This is a genomic window from Phenylobacterium sp. (assembly GCF_035276905.1).
Lineage (GTDB): Bacteria > Pseudomonadota > Alphaproteobacteria > Caulobacterales > Caulobacteraceae > Phenylobacterium.
In genome coordinates this window covers 1-23365 of record NZ_DATELG010000110.1, presented here as the reverse complement: position 1 = coordinate 23365, position 23365 = coordinate 1, and the positions used below count along the sequence as shown (strand labels likewise).

Genomic DNA, 23365 nt, shown 5'->3' with positions numbered 1-23365 from the left:
CACCCAGGGCCTGTCGCTGCGGGCCATCGCCCCGTCAGGCGCCGGCCGCGCCCTGGTGACCCTGGATGGAGCGCCGCAGAACGATCCCTTCGGCGGCTGGGTGATCTGGAGTTCGCTGCCGCCCGAGGGCCTGGCGGGCGCCGCCGTGGTGCGCGGCGCCGGCGCCGGTCCCTATGGCGCGGGCGCCTTGACCGGCGTCGTGGCCCTGCAGGAGCGGCCGACCGGCGGCGGCCTGCAGGCGCTCGACATATCGGCGGGCGAGCGGTCGAGCTGGCGCGGCGCGGTCGCGATCGGCGGGCCGGGCATCCTGATCACCGCCAGCGGCGAAAGCAGCAACGGCTACACCCCTGTGCGCCCCCCGTCGGCGGGCGCCGCCGACACCCGGCTCGACCTGCGCGACGCCGCCTACGCCGTGCGCTTTCAGCACGCCTTCGGCGAGGTCGAGGGCTCCGCCCGGCTCGGCGTCTACGACGAACGGCGCGGCTCTGGGCTGCAGGGCGCCTATTCCGACGCTTCGGGCGCGACGGCGACCTTCACCCTGGCGCGCCCGCGCGCGGCCGACGCCCACGGCTGGCGGCTGCAGGCCTGGATGCGGGCCAGCGATTTCTCCAACACCTCGGTCGCTGTGGCCGCCGACCGCGGCGGCGCGACGCCGGCCAACGACCAGTACTCGACGCCGGCCGAGGGCTATGGCGTCAACGCCGCGCTGCAGGGCGGGGCTGGCGCCCTGGGCTGGGAGGCGGGGGCCGATGCGCGGCTGGCCAAGGGGGTGGAGTTCGAGCGCTTCCGCTTCATGAACGGGACTTTCACCCGGCTGCGCAAGGCCGGCGGCGAGACCAGCGTCGCCGGCGTCTATCTCGACGCCGACTGGAGTTCGAACCCCTGGCTGTTCACCGGCGGCGTGCGCGTCGACGCCTGGAACGCGGGCGACGCCATCCGCCACGAGCAGGACCTGCAGACCCGTGCGCTCACCCTCGACGAACATCCGCGGGGCTCCAACGGCGTCGCCCCGACGGCGCGTACAGGCCTGCGCTACGGCCTGACGCCGCAGCTGTGGCTGCGCGGGGCGGCCTACACCAGCTTCCGGCCGCCGACGCTGAACGAGCTGCATCGGCCGTTCCGTGTCGGCAACGACGTGACCGAGGCCAATCCGTCGCTCAAGCCGGAGCGGCTTTTGGGCGTCGAAGGCGGGCTGAGCGGCTCGGGCGTGGCCGACTGGTCGCTGACCGCCTTCTACAACCGCCTGTCGGACCCGATCACCAACGTGACCATCGGGGCGGGGCCCGGGACCTTTCCGGTCGCGGGCTTCATCCCCGCCGGCGGGACGCTGCGCCAGCGGCAGAACGTCGGCGCGATCAACGCCTGGGGCTTTGAGGGCGATGCCTCTGGCGAGGCGGCGGCGAAGCTCGGCTGGCGCGCGGCCTTCGCCTACACTCACGCCCGGGTCGAGGGGAAGGGCGCTGCGCCGCAGCTGACCGGCCTGCGCCCCGCCCAGGCTCCGGCCTTCACCGCCACCGGCGGGCTCGAGTGGCGGCCGATCGAGCGGCTCGGCCTCTCCACGGAGCTGCGCTACGAGAGCCTGCGCTACGAGGACGACCTGAACTCCCGCAAACTGAAGGCCGGCTTCCAGGCCGACGCCCGCGCGGCCTGGCGCCTCGCCCTCGGCGCCGACGTCTATTTCGCAGTCGAGAACCTCGGCGACGCCAAGATCGCCGTCGGCCAGACCGCCGACGGGACGACGAGCTACGCGGCGCCGCGGATGGTGCGGGTGGGGGTGGCGTACCGGCGCTAGAGCATTCGGCGGTTCGAATGAACCGCCGAACGCTCATAAGTTTTTGAAGTTAGACCATTCGCTGCGCCGAACCGGCGTCCACTTCGGCGGCGAATGGTCTAGGGCGCCGGGGAAGGACGCTCCCGCGCCATTGCCCGAGTGGCCTTTTCTGCGCCCGCCGCATCGCGTTCGCGCGCGGCCTCCAGGAAGCGCAGCACCGCCAGCTCGAAGGCGCGGTCGCTCCGCGGCGGCTTCAGTCCCAGGGCGCCGTCGGCGTAGGCCTGCAGCACCGCGGGGTGGATGTAGGCCGCCCGGCAGACCGCGGCGGTGTTGCCGAGCACGCCCGCCACCGCCTTGACGCAGGTGTTGATGGTCCGCTTCGCCTCAGCGACGCTGGCGCAGGGTTCGGCGGCGATCAGGGCGCGCGCGGCCGCGAGCGTGCCGGCCCAGGTGCGGAAGTCCTTGGCCGAGAAGTCCTCGCCCATGGCCTCGCGGATGTACGCGTTGACGTCGGCGCTCTCGACGGCGTGGCGCGCGCCGTCTTCGTCCAGGTACTGGAACAGCTGCTGGCCGGGCAGGTCCTGGCAGGCCTTGACGATCCGCGCCAGGCGGCGGTCGCGGAAACCCGTGCGGTGGATCTTGCCGCTCTTGCCGCGAAACTCGAAGATCGCCCGGCCGTCGCCGATGTGGGCGTGGCGGTCGCGCAGGGTGGTCACGCCGAAGCTTCGGTTGTGGCGCGCGTACTCCTTGTTGCCGACGCGCATCAGGGTGATCTCCATCACCCGGACGACGGCGGCCAGCACCTTGCGCCTGGGCAGGCCGCGGCGGCGCAGATCGGCCTCGATCCGCCGCCGCAGCCGCGGCAGGGCGCGGCCGAAGGCGACCAGGCGGTCGTACTTGCAGCTGTCGCGGGCCGCCTTCCAGCGCGCGTGATAGCGGTACTGTTTGCGGCCCCGCTGGTCGCGGCCGACGGCCTGGATGTGGCCGTTCGGCGAGGGGCAGATCCAGACCTCGGTCCAGGCGGGCGGAATGGCCAGCCTCCTGATCCGCTCGAGGATCGCCTCGTCGCGCAAGGGGCGTCCGTCGACGTCCACATAGCTGAATCCCGCCCCAAACCGGCGCCGGCCGATCCCCGGGACGTGGTCGCCGACATAGGCCAGCCCGGCCGCCCTGGCCTGGCCCAGGCCCTCCGGCGGCAGTGAAGCGGCGTCGGCCGCTTCTGGGGGCGTCTTTGCGGGCGTCTTGGTCAAGGCGGCTCCTTCAGCCCGCGGCCAACGTGGTATGCGCTGGGCCGGTTCCTACTCGCCGCCTGCGGAGCACAGTTGAACTACCGCCACGCCTTCCACGCCGGGAACTTCGCCGACCTGGTGAAGCACGCCGCCCTGCTGCAGCTGCTGATCGCCAGCGCCGCCGATCCCGCGCCGCTGACCGTCATCGACACCCACGCCGGCGCCGGCGTCTATGATCTGGCCGGGCCCGAGGCGCAGCGGTCGGGCGAGGCGGCGGCCGGCGTCGGGCGGCTGAGCGAGGCGCGCGACGCGCCGGCGGAGTTCGCGCCCTTGCTCGCGGCGATGAAGCGGCTGAACGGCGGGGGGCCGACCAGGCGCTATCCCGGCTCGCCCTGGCTGGTCGCCGACGCGCTACGCCCGCAGGACCGCTATATCGGCTGCGAGCTCAGGCCATCGGAGCATGCGGCGCTGCGCAAGGCCCTGCTGGGTCGGCCGGACGCGGAGGCGCTCTGCGCGGACGGCTTCGCGCTCGCGGCGGAGCGGAGCCCTGGGGCCGGCCAGGTGCTGGTGCTGATCGACCCGCCGTTCGAGCGCGGGGACGACTACGTCCAGGTGGTGCGCACGGTCGCCGCCGTGCGGCGCAAGAACGCAGCCGCCCGGGTCCTGGTCTGGCTGCCGCTCAAGGACCTCGAGACCTTCGACGCCTTCCTGCGCGACCTCGAGGACGCGGTCGATGCGCCGATCCTGGCGGCGGAGACGCGCATGCGGCCGCTCGACGACCCCTTGCGGATGAACGGCTGCGCCCTGGTGCTGGTCGGCGACGCCGGCGAGGCCGTCGACGGCCTCACGCGGATCTGCGGCTGGACGGCGGAGACTTTGGGCGACGGGGGCGCGGCGCGAATCTACCGGCTATAGCTGCTGCGACGACATTTCGCGTCTGCGAGATGGGACTCGTGGTAGTGTGCGTCGCAGCATAGACGCAGGAGCTCGCCCGTGTCGGAAACCCTGTCGCTTTGGTCCTCGCAACCCCCCCCTCTGTTCCGGCCGCAGATGATGATCGGCGCGGCCACGCCGCTCTGGGGCTATTTCACCGGCGTCGCCCTCACCGGCGTGGCCCTGTGGTGGATGAGCCGCTGGCTGCCGACGCCGTCGCCGACGGCGGTCGCAGCGGCCCCGCCGGATCCGCCGGTCAAGGCGCCGGAGCCGGTCGAAGCACGGGAGATCGTCCCGCAGGCCGCAGCTCCGGATCCGGATCCGGCTGCGGATCCCGCCCCGGCGCCGGCCGTCGAACTCATCGAGGAACCGGTTCTCGACGCCGAGTTCGTCCCGGCGCCGCCGCCGCCCGCGCGGCCGAAGAAGCCGAAGTCGGCGGAAGCCAAGCCGCACTGACTTGGCCCGCGCCCGACTCCCGGCCTAAATGGCGCTCCAGCCTCTCGGGTCGGCCGGGAGCGTAGGGTAGAGGTTGAAGCGGGCGGTCGACATCGCAGGCGCGCTCGCCGGCCTGGTGCTGGGCTCGCCCGTCCTCCTCTTCCTGGCCGTGGCCGTTCCGCTGGAGAGCAAGGGGCCGGCCCTGCACTGGTCGCGCCGGATCGGGCGGAACAACGTCGAGTTCCGCATGCCCAAGTTCCGCACCATGCGGGTGGGCGCGCCGAACGTGGCCACGCACCTGCTGGCCGACCCTGACCTGTGGATCACGCCCCTGGGCCGCTTCCTGCGCCGCACCAGCCTGGACGAGCTGCCGCAGCTCTGGAGCGTGCTGGTCGGCGACATGAGCCTGGTGGGGCCGAGGCCCGCGCTGTTCAACCAGGACGACCTGGTCGCATTGCGCACCGCCGGCGGGGTCCACCGGCTGCGACCGGGCCTGACCGGCTGGGCGCAGATCAACGGCCGCGACGAGCTGCCGATCGCGCAGAAGGTGCAGCTCGACGTCGAGTACCTGCGGCGGCGCAGCCTGGTGTTCGATCTGAAGATCCTGGCCGCCACCGCCTGGATCGCCGTCACGGGGCGCGGCGTGAGCCATTAGGATCCGAAGGGAACTCGATCCCGGGGGCGGGGCGTTCATTCGGCTTGCGGGGGGCGGCTCTGGAGTCCGACCCGTGTCTCACGACGCCCATCCCAATCCGCAGCCCGGCGGCCGACGAGAGGCCCAGGAGCGCGCCGACCGCTCCGGCCAGCGCCGCCCGCTGACACGCGCGCGCGCCTGGACGCGCGAACGGTTCGGGCACGCGCACATCAAGACGCCCAGCCGCAAGGCGATGACCTGGACCGGGGCCGTGCTCGGCTTGCTGGTGATCGCCGTCGCCATCCTGATCGCGGTCTGGGACTGGAACTGGTTCCGCGGGCCGCTGGCGCGCGTCGCCTCGGCGCGGATGCACCGCGAAGTGACCATTTCCGGCGACCTGAAGGTCCATCCCTTCTCCTGGCGTCCGAGCGCCACGGTCGACGGCGTCCACATCGCCAACCCTCACTGGGCTTCCTCCAAGGCGGTCGGCCAGGACCGGATGGCCGACATCGGCCGCATCTCCGTGCAGATCCGCCTGCTGCCGCTGCTGGGGGGCCATCTGGACCTGCCGCTGCTCCGCTTCGACCAGCCGCACGTGGCGCTGCTGCGCGACGCCCAGGGCCGGTCCAGCTGGGACTTCTCCGACGGCAAGAACCCCGGCCAGCCGATGAAGCTGCCGCCGATCCGCGACTTCATCATCGACGGCGGGCACGTCATCTATCGGGACGTCGACAAGAAGCTGAACTTCACCGGGACGCTGAACGCCAGCGAGGAGTTCGGCGCGCAGAACCGCGGCTTCGAGATGCGCGGGCAGGGGACGCTCAACGCCCAGCCCTTCACCCTGCTGGTGACCGGGGGGCCGCTGCTGAACATCGACCGGGCCAAGCCCTATCCGTTCGATGCGAACATCCGCGCCGGCGAAACCTATGTCACCGCCCGCGGCGAGGTGCCCCGGCCCTTCGACCTCGGCCACTTCTACATGAACTCCACGGCTCGCGGTCCCGACCTCGCCGATCTTTACGGGATCACCGGCGTCGCCCTGCCGAACACCCCGCCCTACAACCTGCGGGGCCGGCTCTCGCGTGATGGGCAGACCTGGCGGATCGACGGGATCAGCGGCCGGGTCGGCAGCTCCGACCTGGCCGGACGGCTGGAGATGGTGGACCGGCGGCCGCGGCCGCTGCTCACCGCCGACCTGCATAGCAAGAGCCTCGACTTCGCCGACACCGCGCCTCTCTTCGGCGGCGGGCCGAAGGTCGGCAAGGTGGCGTCCCCGACGCAGGTCGCCACGGCCCAGATCATGCAGCGCCAGCAGCGGCTGCTGCCCGACGCCACCCTGAAGGTCGACCGCATCCGCGGCCTCGACGCCGACGTCACCTACAAGGCCGCCTCGATCCACAACTCCCCGGTCAACCTGCAGTCCGGCTCGGCGCACGTGAAGCTGAACGCCGGCGTGCTCACCGCCGATCCGCTCGCCTTCGAGCTGCCGCAGGGCCGCATCGCCGGCTCGGCCCGGCTCGACGCGCGCAAGGACGTCCCGCGCACCGACCTCGACCTTCGGCTGACCAACGCGCGCCTGGAAACCCTGCTGCCGCTGCATCTCGGCGGCGGCCAGCCGTTCGCCGGCTCGCTGGTCGGTCGGGTCAAGCTGCACGGCGCGGGCGATTCCGTGCACAAGGCCTTCTCCAGCGCCAACGGCGAGGTGATGGCGGTCGTGCCGAGCGGCGAGATCCGCCGGGCCTTCGCCGAGCTGATGGGCGTCGACGTGGTCAAGGGCCTGGGGCTCTTGCTGTCGAAGGACCAGGAGACGACGCCGATCCGCTGCGGCGTCGCGCACTTCCGGGCGGTGGACGGCGTGTTCCGCGCCGACCGGATCGTGTTCGACACCGGCCCGGTGCTGGTGACCGGCTCCGGCTCGATCACCATGGGCGACGAGAAGCTGGACCTGAGGGCCCAGGGCCATCCGAAGAAGTTCCAGCTGGTCCGGGTGCTGGCGCCGGTCACGGCCCAGGGCTCGCTGCTGCATCCGAAGCTCGGCGTCCAGCCGGGGCCGGCTCTGGCCCAGGGTGGAGCGGCCGCGGCGCTCGGCGCCTTCCTGTCGCCGCTGGCGGCCATCCTGCCGTTCATCGACCCGGGCCTGGCCAAGGACGCCAACTGCGTCGGCCTGGTCGCCGAGGCCGGCCACCAGGGCGCGCCGGTGAAGACCGCCGCCCGCGGTTGACGGCGCAGGCCACGCGCCGTCAAAGTCCCGCTCGATTTCATCCAGGCGGAGAACGGTCCATGGGCTTTCGGTTCGGTAGAGCGGCTGCGGTCGCGGCGGGCGTCGCGATGATCGCCGGCGCCGCCCTGGCGCATGAGCACATGGGCGACGTCCCCGACACGCCCGCCGCCAAGGCCGTGGTCGCTCGCCACCAGAGCTTCAAGCAGCTGGGCGGGGCCTTCAAGGCGATCTTCGATGAGCTCAAGAAGGATGCGCCCGACAAGGCGGTGATCCGCGCCAACGCCCAGAAGATGAACGCGCTGGCCGGCCAGGAGGCGAGCTGGTTCCCGAAGGGCACGGGGCCCGAGGCTGGGGTGAAGACCGACGCCAAGCCGGAGATCTGGAGCGATCCCAAGGGCTTCGCCGCAGCGGTGCAGAAGCTGCAGACAGAGACGGCGAAGCTGCAGCAGGTCTCCGTCGGCGGCGACGTGGCCGCCATCAAGGCGCAGGTGCAGGCGACCGGCGGCGCCTGCAAGGGCTGCCACGACAAGTTCCGCGTGCCGGACAAGGACTAGGATGAACCACGGGACTGAGGCGCCGACGGTCCGCGCGCGGCTCTGGGACGGTCCGACGCGGATCGTCCACTGGGCTCTGGTCTGTTTGATCGGCTTCGCCTGGTGGGCGGCCGAGACCCGTCGCATGGACTGGCACCGCCTGGCCGGCTTCACCATCCTGGGACTTCTGGCGTTCCGGCTGATCTGGGGCTTCGTCGGTTCCGGCACGGCGCGGTTCGCCAACTTCGTGAAGCATCCCGCAGAGACGCTGGCCTACATCCGCACCCTGCCGTCGCGCAGCCACACCGAGTCCCACGGCCACAACCCGCTGGGCGCCTGGAGCGTGCTGGCGATCCTGACGGCGCTGGTGGCGCAGGTGGTCTCGGGGCTGTTCACCGTGGACGTCGACGGCCTGGAGTCCGGCCCGCTGTCGGACCGGGTCGGCTTCGACGCCGGCCGCCAGTTCGCCAGGTGGCACCACATGAGCTTCTCAGCCCTGCAGATCCTGGTCGCCCTGCACCTGGCGGCGATCGTCTTCTACGCGGTCTACAAGAAGGCCGACCTGGTGGGGCCGATGGTCACCGGCAAGGGCCGGTTCAAGGGCCATCCCGACATCGGTTTCGCGCCGCTGTGGCGGGCGGTCGTGGTCGCGCTCGCAGCCGCCGCCCTCGCCTGGTGGACAGCCAAGGGCCTGCGTTTCTGACGGAAGCCAGGGCGCCAACAGGCCGGCCTGGGCGTTTTTCCTGTTCAACCGTCTCGACGGCGGCGCAGGGGATCCGGCCACGTGAAGCTTGCCTATTTCGTCCACGACCTGACGGACCCGGCGGTGCGCCGCCGCGTGCGGATGCTGCAGGCCGGCGGCGCCTCTCCGGTGGTGCTCGGCTTTCGGCGGACCGAGGCGCCGCCGCAGGCGATCGAAGGCGCGCCCGCGATCGACCTTGGCCGCACCTATGACGGCCGGCTGGGCCACCGGGCGCGCGCCACGGCGCTGGCGGCCCTGACCGCGGGGCGTTGGCGTGCGGCGCTGGAAGGCGTCCATGGGGTGATGGCGCGGACGCTGGAGATGCTGGCGGTGGCCAGCGCTGCGCGGCGGGCGTGCCGGCTCGCTGGGCCCTTGGTCTACGAATGCCTGGACATCCACCGGCTGATGCTGGGCGAGGGGCCGGCGAGCAAGGGGATGCGCGCCTTCGAGCGCGTACTTTTGCGGCGTTCGGACCTGCTGATCGTCAGCTCGCCGGCCTTCCTCGAGGCCTATTTCGCCGCCCGGCAGGGCGTCGGCCGCGACATCGCTCTTCGCACCCTCCTGGTCGAGAACAAGGTGCTGGAGCTTGGCTCGGAGAAGCCGGCGCGCGCCGCGCGGCTGCCGTCCGGGCCGCCCTGGCGGATCGCCTGGATGGGCGCGATCCGCTGCCGCAAGAGCCTGGACATCCTGACCGATCTGGCGCGGCGCCGGCCGGACCTGGTCGAGGTGGCGATCCGCGGCCGGCCCGCCTACACCGAGTTCGCCGACTTCGACGCCCAGGTGGCGGCGACCCCCAACGTGCGCTTCGGCGGTCCCTACGCCGCCGAGGACCTGCCCGGCCTCTACGCCCAGGCGCACTTCGCCTGGGCCATCGACTACATGGAGGAGGGGCAGAACTCCGCCTGGCTGCTGCCCAACCGGGTCTACGAGGCGAGCCGCTACGGGGCCGCGCCGATCGCTCTGGGCGGCGTGCAGACCGGACGCTTCCTGGCCGAGCTCGGCGTGGGCCTGCGGCTCAGCTCGCCTGCGAAGCTGGAGAGCGTGCTGGAGCGCCTGACGGCGGCGGACTATCAGCAGCTGCGGCGGGGCCTGGCCTGCGCGCCCGCCAGCGCCTTTGTCGCCGGCGAGGCCGATTGCCGGGCGCTGGTCGAGGCGATCCGCAGGGCCGTCGACGTCCGTCCGGCGCGGCTGGCCGCGGCTCCGCAGCGGCGCCCGAGAAGCAACTCCCAGTTGCAACAGCCTGGGCTGTAACGCCTCTGAGGCGCAATGCGGCTTCTCATCTGATGCCCGGCAGTTGAAAGCCTTCGCTCCATGGTAAATCCGCGGGAACCATATTTTCCGGGGGAGGTTTGACCCGCGTCACGTGCAAAGCTTCGCCGCGTGACGCTGGTCAAAAGCGCAGTTCGGACTGAGGCGTATGCTCAACCCAAAGGTTCCCGGCTCGACGCCTGCGCGCCGAACCAAGTCTTGCGCGGAATTGTCCGCGCCGGTCGAACCGCTATCCTTCGCGCCACGTGAGCGCGCAACTTCGGCCGCGCTCGAAGCGTCCGCGGCGGACCTGCGCAAGCGCGCCCTGATCGTCATCCCCACGCTCAACGAAGCGGCCGTGATCGCCAAGGTGCTGGCCCGGGTGCTGGACGACGACGGCCTGGTCGACCCGCTGGTGGTGGTGGCCGACGGCGGCTCGCGCGACGGCACCCGCGCGATCGTCGGCGAGATCGCCCGCCGCGACCCGCGCGTGCGGCTGGTCCACAATCCGAGCCGTCTGCAGAGCGCCGGTCTCAACCTCGCCGCGGCGACCGTCGGCGGCGACCGGCCCTGGCTGGTGCGCGTCGACGCCCACGCCGACTATCCGAAGAACTACGCCTCCAGCCTGATCGCCGAAGCCCTGCGGACGGGCGCGAGCTCGGTCGTGGTCTCCATGCTGACGGTGGGCGTGACGCCCTTCCAGCGCGGGGCGGCTGCGGCGCAGAACACGCTGCTCGGCGCCGGCGGCTCGCCGCACCGGGTAGGCGGCGCCGGCCGCTGGGTCGACCACGGCCACCATGCGCTCTTCAGCCTCGCCGCCTTCGAGGCGGCGGGCGGCTACGACGAGACCTTCAGCCACAACGAGGACGCCGAGTTCGACCTGCGGCTGACCCGGCAGGGCGGGCGCATCTGGCTGACCGACAAGGTGCGCATCGGCTATCACCCCCGCGGCACGCCGGCGGCGCTCTGGAAACAGTACTTCAGCTACGGCAAGGGGCGGGCGCGCACGGCGTTGAAGCACTACGTCCCGCTGAAGCTGCGGCAGGTCCTGCCGCTGGCGGTGGCGCCGGCGGCGCTGGGCGCGCTCTTGTCGCCGCTGTTCTGGCCGCTGGCGGTCCCGGCCCTGGCGTGGGCGGCGGGGGCGGTGGCGTTCGGCGCGGCGCTGGCGCTGCTCCAGGGCGACGCCGCCGTCCTGCTCGCCGGGCCGGCGGCGATGATCATGCACCTGGCCTGGTCGGCCGGCTTCTGGACGCATCTGCTGGCCCACGGCGGCCAGCGCTGGATGGGCAAGCTCCGGGCGCCGGCTAGGCATGCTGTCTCATGAGCGCTGCGCGTCCGCGCGTTTCGGTCGTCACCGCCAACTACAACGGCGCGGCTCACCTGGCGGCGGCCGTGCGGTCGATCCTCGACCAGACCCTGGCGGACTTCGAGCTGATCATCGTCGATGACTGCTCGACCGACGACAGCCTGGAGGAGATCGCCCGCGCCGCCGACGGCGATCCGCGGGTGCGCGTGCTGCGGCAGGAGATTAACGGCGGCCCCGCGGCCGCCCGCAACCGCGCGCTCTCCGTCGCCCGCGGGCGCTGGATCGCGGTCTTCGACAGCGACGACCTGATGGCGCCGGACCGGCTCGAACAACTCGTCGTCCGCGGCGAGGCCGACGAGTGCGACATCGTCGCCGACAACCTGACGCTTTTCGAGGACGGCCGCGAGGCCGCCCGGCGCCCCTTCCTGGCGATCCGCGAGGACGCCGAGCGGCGCTGGATCTCGCTGGCCGACTACATCGCCAGCGGCCCGATCTATGCGCGCAGGCCGAACCTGGGCTACCTGAAGCCGCTGTTCCGGGCCTCGGCGCTGGGCGCCGTCCGCTACAACGAGCGCCTCAGGATCGGCGAGGACTACGACCTCGTCCTGCGGCTGCTGCTGAACGGGGCGCGCATGCGGCTCACGCCGCGCGCCCTCTACTGCTACCGCAAGCACGCGACCTCGATCTCCAGCGTCCTGCGCCGGGAGAACGTCGAGGCGATGCTGGCGGCGGACCTCGGCCTTAATCCCCAGGTCGCCGCGCACGGTCCTGCGGTCGTCCGCGCACAGCGCGTTCGCATCCGCTCCCTCGAGCGGGCCCTGGATTATGATCGGCTGATCGCGCGACTGAAGGCCCGCGAGTTCGCCCCGGCCCTGACCCTGGCGCTCGCCCGGCCCGGCGTCTGGCCCCTGCTGACGATGCCGATCGAGGCGCGGGTGAAGCGGCTGGCCGGGCGGATGAAGGCGCCGCGCCCGAGGACCCGTGCGCCGGCCATCGCCTGACGTCCGGCAGGATCCAGCGCGCTGCCGGAACTGAACATCTAGGCCGCCGGAGTGAGCTGGGCGTTGCCCGTGTTCGCCGTTTCCTCCGGCCTGTCCGGCGGCGAGGCGTCCTCCTGGGCGCTGGCGAAGGCCCGCAGGTCGGCGAGCAGCTGATTGCGCGACCGGGCCCAGACGACGAGCGCGTAGGCGGCGAGGCCGACGAGCAGGGAGAGGACGAAGACGACGTTCGGCGGCTCGTGGCGCAGCAGGCGGCGGACCGCCAGAAGCGTGCCGGCAAGGGCGACGCAGCCGGTTGCGGCGGGGCCGAACGCCGCGAACAGGGCGCGGCGGGGCGTCTTCAGGTCGCGGGACAGCTGGTCGATGTAGAAGACGCTGACCAGCGCCATGCCGCCGGCCAGCGACGCAGACGTCGCCTCGAGGCCGAAATGGACGCCGCCGCCGACGGTCAGGACCGTCACCGCCCCCAGGAAGATCGACAGGCGAAACTGCAGGCTCGCGCGGCCGACGCCGGTCAGCATCGCGGCCATCATCGAGCAGACGCAGAAGCCGAAGCCCGCGGCCGCCAGCCAGCGCAGCGCCTCGATCGCCGCCAGCCACTTGGGGCCCAGCACCAGCGGCACCGCCAGGTCGGCGGTCAGCGCCAGGCCGCAGAACAGCGGCGCGAGCGCCGCCGAGCCCAGCCGCAGGCAGCCCTCGGTCAGCCGCTGGACGGCGGTGCGGTCGCCGGAGTGCTCGGCGCGGGAGAGGGCGGTGAAGATGTAGTAGTAGAAGGGCCCGGTGATCAGCATGTCGGGAACGCGGATCACCTGATAGGCCATGGCGTAGTAGCCAAGCGTGGTGGCCCCGAGGGCTGCGCCGACGATCATGTTGTCGACGTTGCGCGAGATGTAGTCCGCCAGCATGGAGCCCAGGTTGTTGGCGCCGAAGACCAGCACCCCGCGGGCCTCCTCGAAGCGGAAGATCAGCCGGATACGGACGCCGCCGCGCAGGGTCAGCCAGGCCAGCTTGCAGACCCACAGCACCAGCTGCTGAGCCACCAGGCTCCAGGCGCCCCAGCCGTGCATCGCGGCCACGAGCGCGGTCGCCGCGCCGGCGACGGCGGACATCAGGTCGCCGGCGGCGAACAGGGCGAAGCGCCGCTCGCGAATGATCCGGCCGTTCGAGACGACGGTCAGGCTGTTCATCACCAGGATCGGCGCCAGGGCCACGATCAGGACCGGCAGCCGGGGCTCGCGCATGGCCACGCCGATCGGCACGGCCGCAGCGCAGGTGAGCAGGGCCAGGGCCGCGCCGACGGCGCTGGCGATCCAGAAGGTCGTCGATTCCAGCGCCGGGCTGGCGTCGCGCTGGCGGCCCAGCGCCAGCACCAGGCCTCCGTCGGCGACGACATTGGCCAGCAGGATGAACGGCATGGCCAGCGAGACGAGCCCGTATTCGCCCGGTCCCACGATCCGCGCCAGGATCGGCAGCACGGCGAACTGGAAGGCGAGCCGCAGCGCCCCCGCTCCGCTGATCGCCAGGGCGCCCAGCGAGGAGCGGTGCAGCAGGCCCTGACGCGGGCCTTTGCGACGGCCTCGCGTCGGGTTCGCGATGGTCATCCGCCGGCCTCTTGCCGCCGCTTGAGCCGCAGCGATCCGCGCGCCGGGGCGAGCCGTGGGTTGGCCCACGCCTCGTCGCTCGCATAGTCGACGAGCTGCACCTGTACCGGCGCCGCCGTGCGGATCGGGCGATGCGCGGTCTTGTGGGGCGGCGGCTTGCGGCCGAACCCGGCGGCCAGCGCGCCGAACACCAGGGTGGTCGAGAAATAGAACGGCTGGATGCCGAGGGTCTCGATCGGCGTGCGCGACAGCTCGTAGAGCAGGACGGAGATCCAGAACACCAGCGCCAGGCTGGGCTGGTTGACGAACCGGCGCACGAGGGCGAATGCGCCGATCAGGACGGTGACGATCAGCACCGCGGCGCCCAGCCAGCCGACGGTGACCAGCAGGTCGACCAGGGTGTTGTGGAAGTTGAAGCCGCTGCGCTCAGTGATGCCGGCGTAGCGCCACAGGCCTTCGGCGTCGATGTTGCCCTGGAGCCAGAACGAGAAGTAGCCGCGCCCCAGCACCGGCTTCTCGCGGATCAGGTCGAAGGCGCGGTACCAGAGGTAGGTGCGTCCGGTCAGCGTCGGATCCTTGTCGAAGACGCTGAGGCTGAGGTCGATGATCGCCTGGCTGATGACCCGGAAGTTGAGGCCGATGACGAGCAGGGTCACGGCCACCATCGACGTCAGCCAGGCGCGCAGGGCGCGGCCGGCCGGCACCAGCGCGCTCAGCACCACCAGCGGGGTCAGGCCCATGACCAGGCCAAGGACCGCGCCGGCGGAGCGGGCGCCGACGACGCAATAGAGCTCGACCAGGACGGCGACGCCTCCGATCGCCACCCACACCGCGTCCCGCGCCCGCGCGGCCATCACGATCACCGCAAGCGAGACGATCAGCCCGGTGGAGGCGATGTCGGCCATCAGGTTCTTGGAGCTGGTCAGGCCCGAGAAGGCGTGCTCGCCGCCGGCGCCGACCTTGACCTGCCCGCCGGTCAGTACCGCGTCGGCGCAATAGATCAGGAACGCCAGCACCATCGCCTTGAGGACCGCGCGCTGGTTGCACGCCGAGGAGATGAGCAGGGCGGCGATCACCGTCACCACGAACTCCAGCGCGAACTTCGTGGTGTCCTTCGGCGTCTCCGACCAGACGACCGAGACGACCGCCACCATCGGGAAGGCGAACAGGAAGAGCCGGGGCGTCATGATCCGCACCAGCTCCTTGCGGCGGCAGAACAGGTAGATCGGGGTCAGCCCGGCGATCATCGCCGCGCCCAGGGTGGCGAACTGGACCAGGAACACCATCGGCAGGAAGAAGCCGAAGGCGAAGATGGCGTCGCCGTCGATCCACATGCCCGCGAGCCGGAAGCCGAACGTCGGCGTCTCCTGCGGCGGTGTGGCGGCGGCCGTGCGCCAGGCGGCGATCTGCGCGCGCGCCTGGCGCTGCTGGACGCGCCAGCTGGTCGCGCTGGGCGTCGGGATCTCGCCGCCGCGGATGCGCCGCGGGCGTGCGCCGGCCGGGCCGAGGCTGTCCCAGGAGAGCGTCATGGCGCGAACCTGTAGGCGCGGATGTAGTCGATGCTCATCCGCGCGGGGAACGGCGTCGTGGCGTCGGGCGCCCCCGGCCAGTCGCCGCCGACCGCGACATTGGCCAGCATGTACATCGGCTTGTGCATGTCGGACGGCGTCGGCTGGCGCTTCACCTCGCGGCCGTCGACGTACCACACGATGTTCCGGCGATCCCAGGTCACCGCGAAGGTATGGAAGCCCTCGGAGCTGATCTCGGTCTTGGTCGTCGGCGTCTTGTCGACGTTGGAGTGGGCGGTCGTGTAGACCTCGGCGGGATCACCGATGCTCTCCATCACGTCGATCTCGGGCGGCCAGCTGAGGTCGGCCGGCAGCAGCCAGAAAGCCGGCCACACGCCCTTGCCGCGCGGCAGCCTGGCCCGCATCTCGAAGTAGCCGTAGGTCTGCGAAAAGGACGGCTGGGTCGTGATCAGGCCGGAGGTGTAGGCGAACCCGCCCAGCGCCCGGGTCAGCCCGCGCGGGGTCGGCCGGGCGACGATGTCCAGCACGCCGTTCTTGACGACGAACGGGTCGAGCGCCTGGGCCGCCTCGCCGCCGCTGACGCCGATCGGCATGTACGGGTCGACGTAGAGCTGCAACTCGTGGTTGCTCGTCAGGGTGCGCAGCTCCGGGTCGTCGGCGCGGCCGTCCTTGAAGACCGTCCGCCAGACGCCGTGGCCGTTGCGCCAGGGACGAAAGCTGTCGAACTCGTCCTCGAAGGTCATCTGCAGCCGGCGGCCGTCGGGCGCCTGTTGGAGCGGCCCGGTGGGGGCCGCCGCCGCGGGGGCGCTGACCTTCAGGCAGGCCGTCAGGCTCAGCGCCAGGAACCCCGCCAGCAGCGCGGCGCCAAAACGCCTGGGCCGCTCCCGGCGCTCCAATGTCTGGGAGCAGTCGTACATGGCCGGGCCTGCTCTCAGGCCGCTGCGATGTAGTAGTTCTTGAAGTAGCCGTAGTAGTCGCTGGAGTCGCCGTAGCCGTAGCGGGCCTGATCCTTGACGTTCACCTTGGTCAGGAGCGCGCCGGCGACGTTCGCACCGCACTCCTGCAGGATGTCGACCGCCGATTGGGCGGCGCGCAGCGGGGTCTTGTTCCACTGCACGAGGTACAGCACCCGGTCGGCCTTGGCCGCCAGGATGCGGGCGTCGGCCACGCCCAGGATCGGCGGGGCGTCGAGGATCACGTAGTCGAACTGCTCGCACAGCTGGCGCAGGACGTCGTCGGTCTCCGGATTGGAGAACAGGTCGTAGGGGACCGACTTGCCCGCGGCCGGCAGGATGAAGCAGTTGCTCTTGGAGTCGTGGATCAGGGCCTCGCTCAGCGGGACCTTGTCCTGGACGACCTCGACGAGGCCGACGTCCTGGTGGCCGGAGAGCTTCGTCGTGCCGCGCTGGCGCAGGTCGCAGTCCACCAGCACCACGCGCGAGCCGGAGAGGGCGAGCGTCCGGGCCAGGCAGAACGAGGTCAGGCTCTTGCCTTCCCGCGGCACCGCCGAGGTGACGGCGATCAGCTTGGCGTCGTCGCCGCGGGCGCTGACCATCAGGAAGGCCCGCAGGTTGCGGAACGCCTCGGCGAAGCCCGAGAACGGGTGGCTGACCAGGTATTCCGCCGGCTCCGCGCCCGGGCCGCGCAGGCCCTTCGGCTTGACCGAGCGGAAGTCCGGCAGCACGCCGGCGAACGGCACGCCCAGCTCGCGCTCGACGTCGAGGCGCGAGCGCAGGTGCTTGTCCCAGAACTCGGCCATCAGCATCGCCGCGCCGGCCGAGACCAGGGCGGCTAGGAGCGCCATGGCCGCGCCAAGCTTCATGTTGGGCGAGGACGGAGCCGTGGGAACCTGGGCCAGCGAGCTGACGGTGGCGTCGGCCTGCTGCAGGCTGCCTTCGGCGGCCACCTGCTTGGCGCGGTTCAGATAGGCCTCGTAGATCTGCTTGGCCGCGTCGGCGCGCTGCTGCAGCGCGAGCAGGCCGACCTGGGCCTGGCCGTTGGCGGCGAGGCCGCCCTGGGCTGCGCCGCGGCTCGCCAGCAACGAGTGCTCGCGGCCCGCCGCCGCCTGGGCCTCGGCGCGCAGGCTCGACAGGATCCGGGTGATCTCGCCGTGGATCTGGGCGCGGATGTCCTTCAGCTCGGCGGCGGTGCGCTTCACCTCGGGATATTCCGGCGTGAAGTCGGTCTGCAGCTGGGCGAGCTTGACCGAAAGCTCGGCCTCGTGCTTGCGCAGCTCCAGGACGGTGTTCGAGCCGAGGGCCGCGCCGACGTCGGCGCCGCCGTTGCCGTTGGCCAGCTGGGCCTGGGCGGCGGCCAGGCGCGAGGCCTTCTCCGCCGCGTCGGCCTTGGCGATCGCCAGCTGCTGGTTGATGTTCGACATTTCCTGCTCGGCCATGGTCGCGCCCTCGGCGCTGAACAGGCCGTGCTCGTTCTTGTACTGCTGCACCCGCGCCTGGGCCGCCTCGGCGTCGGCGCGCATCTTCTCGAGGCTCAGGCCGAGCTCCTTGTTCGCGCGGGTGACCGCCTCCAGCTTGCCGTCGAGTTGCCGCTGCAGGTAGGTGTCCATGACCACGTTGGCCAGCATCGAGGCCTTGCGCGGCGAGGTCGAGGTCGCGCCGACCTGCACCACATAGGTCAGGCCCGCCCGCCGCGCCCACAGGTGGCTCATCAGCGCGTCGGTGGTCGCCGCCAGCAGCTCCTTGTCGGGCTGGGCGATCGGCTGGGCCGCCGGCGCCAGGCCGAACAGCCTGGGCCGCATCTGGGCGTTGAACTCCGGATCGTTCCACAGCTTGAGCCGCTTCACCACCGCCTCGGCGAGGGCGGGCGAGCGGAGCACCTCGACTTCGGTGTCGACGGCGCCGGTGTCCGGCGGCAGCCATCCTTGCTGCCGCTGGTCGGCCTGGGCGAGGTTGGCGTGGGAGGGGTCGATGACCACGGCGCCCATCGCCGAATAGGTCGGCGTCTTCAGGGCGAAGGCGGCCATCACCAGCACGAAGACGACGCCCGCCACGGCGAGGCCCAGCCTTGCGCGCTGCAACAGGATCCCGAAGAGCTGCCGCAGATGCATCTTCTCCGGCTCGATGGGCCGGAACGCCTGTCCCGGATGGGCCGGCAACTCATGCGCGATCGGTATGAGAGTATTCATTTGGGACCTGCGTTTGTCATGACGGCGGAGCAGGGGACCGGGATGCTCGCGGGCTTCCCTTCAAGCATGGCGCGTCCGGGCTTCGGGTCCCTTCTCATCGCGCGTTCCTCGACGGGCCCCCAGGCCCCACCAAACTTCGGAAAAACTAGCGTCGCCAATAACCCTGACCGGGCGGGGCGGTTCCTGAGATCAAGGCGCATCAGGCGCCCCAGGTTCCGCCGGCCCAAGCCGTCGTCACCACGGCCGGATGAGCATGCCGAGCAGGCCCACGCCGCTGCCGAAGGCGCCGGAATAATTGTTGAAGAAGCTCTTCGAACCGGAGGTGTCGACGACGACGATGTCGCTGCCGTAGACCGTCGGATCTTGGGCGTGGCCGGAGCGGATCTGCGCCAGGTCATAGAGAGCGCTGCGGCGCTCGCCGTTGATCGTGCGGAAGATCGTCACCCGATGGACATTGGCGAAATGCGGGTCCGCGCCCTTCGCGAGCGACACCGCCTGCATCAAGGTTGTCGGGCCGTTGAGCGAGTAGACGCCAGGCTGGCCCACAGCGCCGTCGACGGTGATCTTCTGCCCCTGGGCGTCCTTCACCGAGACCACGACCTGCGGGTCCTTCATGTACTTCTTCTTCAGCGCCGTGGCGATGTCGTCGGACAGCTCGGCGGGGGTGCGGCCGGCGGCCTTCATCTGGCCGACCAGCGGCAGCAGGATGTTGCCCCCGGTGTCCACCTGGACCGGCTTCGACAGCTCCTCGACCTGCGAGACATTGATGTCGAGCATGTCCTGCGGACCGATCCTGTAATCCCCTGCGCTCTGCGCCTGGGACATCGAGTCCGGGGGCGGCATGTCCCGTGACGTCGCCGCACTGGCTGGATCGGCCAGGGACGATGCGCCGCTAAGGGCGATGACCGCCGCGGCTGTGAGCGAGGGCAGACGCCTGCGCATGATGTTCCACCTCGAAATCGCGACCAGACGATTTGCGGCGCGCCGGTTGCGCGACCGCCCAACACCAACTCCGTGGAGCTTCGCCCGTTCCCGCCGCGCGCCCCCGTTCGGCGAATTCAGTGAAGCTTGTTGCTTCCGGGCGCGGCGCAGGACCCAAAACCGGCGATCCGGTCGCCGCGTCCAGGCGGGAGGGTGGTCATCGCAGCCGCGTGAACGCTTTAAAATTTGGCAGGACGAATAACGAATGCGCGCTGATCCAGCGGCGGCCGTCCATACGGTTCAATGCGGGGCCGATCGACTGGCGCTCAATTTGCTGCAGTTGCGAAAATGTGACGGCCGGACGGGAAACCACTTCCCCGTGGCCGAGTTCGGGAAACTGTTTCAAGAGGTCTCCGGAGGCCCGCGATGCAGACAGCGCCGTCATTCGCCTATTCGCTCTGCCAGGTCGAGGAAGGCTGGCGGTGGAGCGTATATGACGAGGACGGCGTTACGATCGCGGGCGGCGCCGACGCCAGCCGCGACCGGGCCCAGGCCGCGGTGGAGATGACGTTGAAGCGGGCTGCGCCCTTCGAGGACGGCGGCCAGGGGTTGGCCTGAGAGCCGCCTTGCTCGGGTCAATTCGTGTGCGCCACCTCATTTGCTCAGCGGCGTTGCATTTTTAGCAAATTCTTAAATAAAGATATTGTCGCGGAACCAGTAACCGTAGCCGTGAGTTGTTCGGCCGGTCATGGCGGAGATGGCTCCGTCAAATTGCTTCCGAAATCACCATATGTTCCAAATCGCGTACGCTCAGACTGCGGAGTCGAGCTCCAGGGGAGCTTCCGAGGGTTATTCTGCCGACAAGATGCTGACGACGTCGATGAATATTGTCGTCGCGATTGCTGCATTGGTGTTTCTGCTTCCGGTGATGCTGCTGGTCGCCATGGCGATCTACGCCCAGGACGGCGGCCCAATCCTGTTCGCGCATCGCCGCATCGGCCTGAACGGACGCTATTTCCACTGCCTGAAGTTCCGCAGCATGGCGATCGACGCCGAGGCGCGGCTGGCGGCGTTGCTCGCGTCCGACCCGGCCGCGCGGGCCGAGTGGCAGCAGGACCACAAACTGCGCTGTGATCCGCGCGTCACCCGCCTGGGCGCCTTCCTGCGCAAGACCAGCCTCGATGAGTTGCCGCAGTTCCTGAACGTGCTGCGCGGCGACATGAGCATCGTCGGGCCGCGGCCGATCGTGGAAGCCGAGGTCGCCAAGTACGGGCGCCGGTTCCGCGACTATTGCGCCGTCAAGCCCGGCATCACCGGCCTGTGGCAGGTGAGCGGCCGCAGCGACACGAGCTACCGCACTCGCGTGGCGCTCGACTGCATCTACGCCCGCCATCGCAGCTTCGGCCTCGACGCCTACATCATCGCCTGCACGGTGCCGGCGGTGCTGGCGCGGCGGGGCTCCTACTGAACCGGGCGGCCCCGGTCAGGGCTGCGCCGCCATCGTCTTCGCCACCGCCGGCGCGAGGCGCCTGACGATCACCTTCACACCTTGAGCGTTCGGATGCAGGCCGTCCGCCTGCTTGAGCGCGGGATTGCGGTCGACGCCTTCCAGCAGGTTGGGGATGAAGGCCACCCGATGCGCCTTGGCCGCCTGGGCGAACGCGGCGTCGAAGTCGCGGGCATAGCCGCGGCCGATCTCCGGCGGCGCCTTCACCGCGGCCAGCACCACGCCCATGTGGCGCGCCGCCAGCCGGTTCAGGATCTTGTCCAGGTTGGCGCGGATCACCCGCGGGTCGACGCCCTGCAGCAGGTCGTTGCCGCCGAGCGCGACGATGACCACGGCGGTCTCCGGCCGGATGCTGAAATCCATCCGCGCCGCGCCGCCGGCGGTGGTGTCGCCGGAGACGCCGGCGCCGCGGACCACGCTGTCGACGCCCATCGCCTTCAGGGCCCGGTGCAACTGGGCAGGCAAGGCGTCGGCCGCCGGCAGGCCAAGGCCGGCGGTGATGGAGTCGCCGAGGATCGTCACCACCTTGCCGCGCGCGGCCGCAGCCGGCTTGGTCAGACCAAGGAAGGGCAAGGCCAGGACGGGGAGGGCGAGGACCAGGCGGCGAGAGAGGACGGATGTGTCGGCCATGCAGGCGCCCTATCTAGGAAAGGCTGGTTCCGCCTCCAACGCACGAGAGCGCCCCTTGTCCGTATTTGGGTCCGACGCGGCCGATCCGCTGGTGCTGGAGAATCTGTCCCTGACCCTGCCGTCGGCTGCGGGGCCGGTCGAGATCCTGCGCGGCCTCGCCGTGCGCATCGCCGCCGGCGAGCGGGTGGCCCTGGTCGGCCCCTCCGGCTCGGGCAAGTCGTCGTTGATCGCCGTCGCCGCGGGCCTCGAGCAGCCGAGCGGCGGACGGGTGCTGCTGTTCGGACAGGACCTCGGGCGGCTCGACGAGGACGGCCGCGCGCGCCTGAGGCGCGGGCGGGTGTCGCTGGTCTTCCAGGCCTTCCACCTCCTGCCCAACATGACCGCGGAGGAGAACGTCGCCGCCCCGCTGGAGATCGCGCGTGCGCCGAACGCGGCGGCGACGGCGCGGCACTGGCTGGAGCGCGTCGGCCTCTCGGCGCGGATGCGGCACTATCCGCACCAGCTGTCCGGCGGCGAGCAGCAGCGGGTGGCGCTGGCCCGCGCCATGGCCCCATCGCCGCAGCTGATCTTCGCCGACGAGCCCACCGGCAACCTCGACGCCGCCAACGCCCGGCGCGTCGCCGGCCTTCTGTTCGACCTCACGGCTCAGACCGGCGCCTCGCTGGTGCTGGTGACCCATGACGAGGGCCTGGCCGAGCGCGCCGACCGGGCGGTGCGGCTGCGCGACGGCCAGGTGGCCCAGGCGGCATGATTCCGCTCTCGGTGCGTTTCGCCGGCCGCGAGCTGCGCGCCGGCGTGCGCGGCTTCCGCATCTTCCTGGCCTGCCTGGCGCTCGGCGTGGCCGCCATCGCCGCCGCCAGCTCCACCGCCGAGGCCTTCCGCCACGGCCTGGCCGGCCAGGCCAGGGAGATCCTCGGCGGCGATCTCGCGGTCTCGGTGCGCCAGCGTAGGTTCACCCCCGCGGAACAGGCGGGCATGGCGAGCCTGGGGCAGGTGAGCTATGCGCTCGCCAACCGCGCCATGGCCGAGGCGCCGTCGGGCGAGCGCCGCCTGGTCGAGATCCGCGGCGTGAGCGAGGGCTATCCGCTCGCCGGCAAGGTCGAGCTCGCCGGCGCGCGCTCGCTGTCCGAAGCCTTCAGGCCCGAGGGCGACGCGGCGGGCGTGGCGGTGGAGCAGGCGCTGCTCGACCGGCTGCATCTGAAGCTCGGCGACCGCTTCCTGGTCGGCGACCTGCCGGTGGTGGCCCGCGCGGTCCTGCTGCAGGAGCCCGACCGCCTGTCGCGCGGCTTCGCGCTCGGCCCGCGGGTGCTGGGAAGGATCGAGACCGTGGAGCGCGGCGGGTTCGCGGCCCCCGGCCTGCCGTTCGGCGAGACCGCGCGCATCGCCTTGAAGCCCGGCGTTGCGCTCGCCGCGGGCAAGGCGGCGCTCGCCAAGGCGGTGGAGGTCCCGGACGGACGAGTGCGCGACCGTAACGACGCCGCGCCCGGGATCCGCCGCCTGATCGACCAGCTGGAATATTTCCTGGGCTTCATCGGCCTGGCCTCGCTGGTCGCCGGCGGCCTGGGCGTGTTCGGCGCGGTCAGCGCCTATCTGGAGGCGCGCAAGCCGGCGATCGCCACGCTCAAGGCCCTGGGGGCGGAGGGCGCCCTGGTGCGCAACATCTACCTCTTGCAGGTGGCCGCGCTGGCGATCCTCGGCGTCGCCATCGGCCTGGCGATCGGCGCCGCCGCCCCGCTGGCGCTGGGCGCGCTGGTGAAGAACGACCTGCCGGTTCCGGCGCTGTTCGCGGTCTATCCCGGGCCGCTGGTGAAGGCCGCGGCCTTCGGCCTGCTCTCGGCGGCGGCCTTTTCCCTGGCGCCGCTCGGCCGCGCCCGCGCGACCCCGCCGGCCAGCCTGTTCCGCAGCGACCTGAGCGCGCGCGTGCGCCTCGGCCCGGAGGCGATCGGGGCCGGCCTGTCGGGCGCGGGCCTCGCGGCGTTGGC

22 protein-coding genes are annotated in these 23365 nt (G+C 71.4%); 14 read left to right on the top strand and 8 right to left on the bottom strand.

Going from position 1 to position 23365, the window contains the following annotated elements; translation table 11 throughout:
- On the top strand, window positions 1-1792 hold a 1792-nt coding region (locus tag VJS38_RS05020; RefSeq protein WP_324087056.1), incomplete at its 5' end, for a TonB-dependent receptor.
- Between the two features lie 98 nt (window positions 1793-1890).
- Here VJS38_RS05020 and VJS38_RS05015 read toward each other — a convergent pair.
- Entirely contained in the window at window positions 1891-3021 is a 1131-nt protein-coding gene (locus VJS38_RS05015; RefSeq protein WP_324087055.1) for a DNA topoisomerase IB, read from the bottom strand.
- A gap of 72 nt (window positions 3022-3093) precedes the next feature.
- On the opposite strand from VJS38_RS05015, the gene rlmJ reads away from it, so the two are divergent.
- The 9 genes from rlmJ (at window position 3094) to VJS38_RS04970 (ending at window position 12053) form a co-directional block, all read left to right on the top strand.
- The gene (rlmJ, locus tag VJS38_RS05010; protein WP_324087054.1) at window positions 3094-3915 is read left to right on the top strand and encodes a 23S rRNA (adenine(2030)-N(6))-methyltransferase RlmJ; all 822 of its coding nucleotides are present in this window, start codon (window positions 3094-3096) and stop codon (window positions 3913-3915) included.
- 78 nt (window positions 3916-3993) lie between these two features.
- Entirely contained in the window at window positions 3994-4389 is a 396-nt protein-coding gene (locus tag VJS38_RS05005) for a hypothetical protein (protein WP_324087053.1), read from the top strand.
- Between the two features lie 73 nt (window positions 4390-4462).
- Complete coding sequence (locus VJS38_RS05000) at window positions 4463-5023, top strand: sugar transferase (protein WP_324087052.1); 561 nt, start codon at window positions 4463-4465, stop codon at window positions 5021-5023.
- A 73-nt stretch (window positions 5024-5096) separates the two neighbouring features.
- A complete protein-coding gene (locus VJS38_RS04995) occupies window positions 5097-7223 on the top strand; it encodes an AsmA family protein (protein WP_324087051.1) in 2127 nt (708 codons plus the stop codon).
- A gap of 59 nt (window positions 7224-7282) precedes the next feature.
- The gene (locus tag VJS38_RS04990) at window positions 7283-7777 is read left to right on the top strand and encodes a cytochrome c (RefSeq protein WP_324087050.1); all 495 of its coding nucleotides are present in this window, start codon (window positions 7283-7285) and stop codon (window positions 7775-7777) included.
- A gap of 1 nt (window position 7778) precedes the next feature.
- Window positions 7779-8459, top strand: a complete 681-nt coding sequence (locus tag VJS38_RS04985) for a cytochrome b/b6 domain-containing protein (protein WP_324087049.1) — start codon at window positions 7779-7781, stop codon at window positions 8457-8459.
- 81 nt (window positions 8460-8540) lie between these two features.
- Complete coding sequence (locus tag VJS38_RS04980; RefSeq protein WP_324087048.1) at window positions 8541-9749, top strand: glycosyl transferase family 1; 1209 nt, start codon at window positions 8541-8543, stop codon at window positions 9747-9749.
- A gap of 226 nt (window positions 9750-9975) precedes the next feature.
- Window positions 9976-11070, top strand: a complete 1095-nt coding sequence (locus VJS38_RS04975) for a glycosyltransferase family 2 protein (protein WP_324087047.1) — start codon at window positions 9976-9978, stop codon at window positions 11068-11070.
- Window positions 11067-12053, top strand: coding sequence for a glycosyltransferase family 2 protein (locus tag VJS38_RS04970; RefSeq protein ID WP_324087046.1), 987 nt, complete (start codon window positions 11067-11069; stop codon window positions 12051-12053). Before VJS38_RS04975 ends, VJS38_RS04970 begins: the two co-directional genes overlap by 4 nt.
- Before the next feature lie 38 nt (window positions 12054-12091).
- On the opposite strand, the gene VJS38_RS04965 is transcribed toward VJS38_RS04970, so the two are convergent.
- The 6 genes from VJS38_RS04965 to VJS38_RS04940 form a co-directional block, all read right to left on the bottom strand.
- Window positions 12092-13651, bottom strand: a complete 1560-nt coding sequence (locus VJS38_RS04965) for an oligosaccharide flippase family protein (RefSeq protein WP_324087045.1) — start codon at window positions 13649-13651, stop codon at window positions 12092-12094.
- Window positions 13648-15180, bottom strand: coding sequence for an O-antigen ligase family protein (locus VJS38_RS04960; protein ID WP_324087044.1), 1533 nt, complete (start codon window positions 15178-15180; stop codon window positions 13648-13650). Before VJS38_RS04960 ends, VJS38_RS04965 begins: the two co-directional genes overlap by 4 nt.
- Entirely contained in the window at window positions 15177-16097 is a 921-nt protein-coding gene (locus VJS38_RS04955) for a glycoside hydrolase family 16 protein (protein ID WP_324087043.1), read from the bottom strand. The genes VJS38_RS04960 and VJS38_RS04955 overlap by 4 nt, the downstream gene beginning before the upstream one ends.
- 14 nt (window positions 16098-16111) lie before the next feature.
- Window positions 16112-18325 (bottom strand): GumC family protein, encoded by a 2214-nt coding sequence (locus VJS38_RS04950; RefSeq protein WP_324087042.1) that lies wholly within the window; start codon window positions 18323-18325, stop codon window positions 16112-16114.
- 234 nt (window positions 18326-18559) lie between these two features.
- Window positions 18560-19267, bottom strand: a complete 708-nt coding sequence (locus VJS38_RS04945; RefSeq protein WP_324087041.1) for a polysaccharide biosynthesis/export family protein — start codon at window positions 19265-19267, stop codon at window positions 18560-18562.
- Window positions 19268-19463: 196 nt separating this feature from the next.
- Window positions 19464-19652, bottom strand: a complete 189-nt coding sequence (locus VJS38_RS04940; protein WP_324087040.1) for a hypothetical protein — start codon at window positions 19650-19652, stop codon at window positions 19464-19466.
- A gap of 20 nt (window positions 19653-19672) precedes the next feature.
- Between VJS38_RS04940 and VJS38_RS04935 the strand changes: the two genes are divergently transcribed.
- The gene (locus VJS38_RS04935; RefSeq protein WP_324087039.1) at window positions 19673-19864 is read left to right on the top strand and encodes a hypothetical protein; all 192 of its coding nucleotides are present in this window, start codon (window positions 19673-19675) and stop codon (window positions 19862-19864) included.
- A 262-nt stretch (window positions 19865-20126) separates the two neighbouring features.
- Window positions 20127-20714, top strand: coding sequence for a sugar transferase (locus VJS38_RS04930; RefSeq protein ID WP_324087038.1), 588 nt, complete (start codon window positions 20127-20129; stop codon window positions 20712-20714).
- A 15-nt stretch (window positions 20715-20729) separates the two neighbouring features.
- Here the strand turns inward: VJS38_RS04930 and VJS38_RS04925 are convergent, their stop codons facing one another.
- The gene (locus VJS38_RS04925) at window positions 20730-21383 is read right to left on the bottom strand and encodes an arylesterase (RefSeq protein ID WP_324087037.1); all 654 of its coding nucleotides are present in this window, start codon (window positions 21381-21383) and stop codon (window positions 20730-20732) included.
- 55 nt (window positions 21384-21438) lie between these two features.
- On the opposite strand from VJS38_RS04925, the gene VJS38_RS04920 reads away from it, so the two are divergent.
- Together VJS38_RS04920 and VJS38_RS04915 are read left to right on the top strand one after the other, a co-directional pair.
- Entirely contained in the window at window positions 21439-22134 is a 696-nt protein-coding gene (locus VJS38_RS04920; RefSeq protein WP_324087036.1) for an ABC transporter ATP-binding protein, read from the top strand.
- Window positions 22131-23365: ABC transporter permease (locus VJS38_RS04915; protein WP_324087035.1), on the top strand; the 1235-nt coding region annotated here is incomplete at its 3' end. The genes VJS38_RS04920 and VJS38_RS04915, both read left to right, overlap by 4 nt.

Coding starts and splice junctions, on each gene's coding strand:
- VJS38_RS04990 (WP_324087050.1), top strand. CDS start 7,283: ATGGGCTTTCGGTTCGGTAGAGCGGCTGCGGTCGCGGCGGGCGTCGCG.
- VJS38_RS04985 (WP_324087049.1), top strand. CDS start 7,779: ATGAACCACGGGACTGAGGCGCCGACGGTCCGCGCGCGGCTCTGGGAC.
- VJS38_RS04970 (WP_324087046.1), top strand. CDS start 11,067: ATGAGCGCTGCGCGTCCGCGCGTTTCGGTCGTCACCGCCAACTACAAC.
- VJS38_RS04965 (WP_324087045.1), bottom strand. CDS start 13,651: ATGACCATCGCGAACCCGACGCGAGGCCGTCGCAAAGGCCCGCGTCAG.
- VJS38_RS04960 (WP_324087044.1), bottom strand. CDS start 15,180: ATGACGCTCTCCTGGGACAGCCTCGGCCCGGCCGGCGCACGCCCGCGG.
- VJS38_RS04955 (WP_324087043.1), bottom strand. CDS start 16,097: ATGTACGACTGCTCCCAGACATTGGAGCGCCGGGAGCGGCCCAGGCGT.
- VJS38_RS04950 (WP_324087042.1), bottom strand. CDS start 18,325: ATGAATACTCTCATACCGATCGCGCATGAGTTGCCGGCCCATCCGGGA.
- VJS38_RS04945 (WP_324087041.1), bottom strand. CDS start 19,267: ATGCGCAGGCGTCTGCCCTCGCTCACAGCCGCGGCGGTCATCGCCCTT.
- VJS38_RS04935 (WP_324087039.1), top strand. CDS start 19,673: ATGCAGACAGCGCCGTCATTCGCCTATTCGCTCTGCCAGGTCGAGGAA.
- VJS38_RS04930 (WP_324087038.1), top strand. CDS start 20,127: ATGAATATTGTCGTCGCGATTGCTGCATTGGTGTTTCTGCTTCCGGTG.
- VJS38_RS04925 (WP_324087037.1), bottom strand. CDS start 21,383: ATGGCCGACACATCCGTCCTCTCTCGCCGCCTGGTCCTCGCCCTCCCC.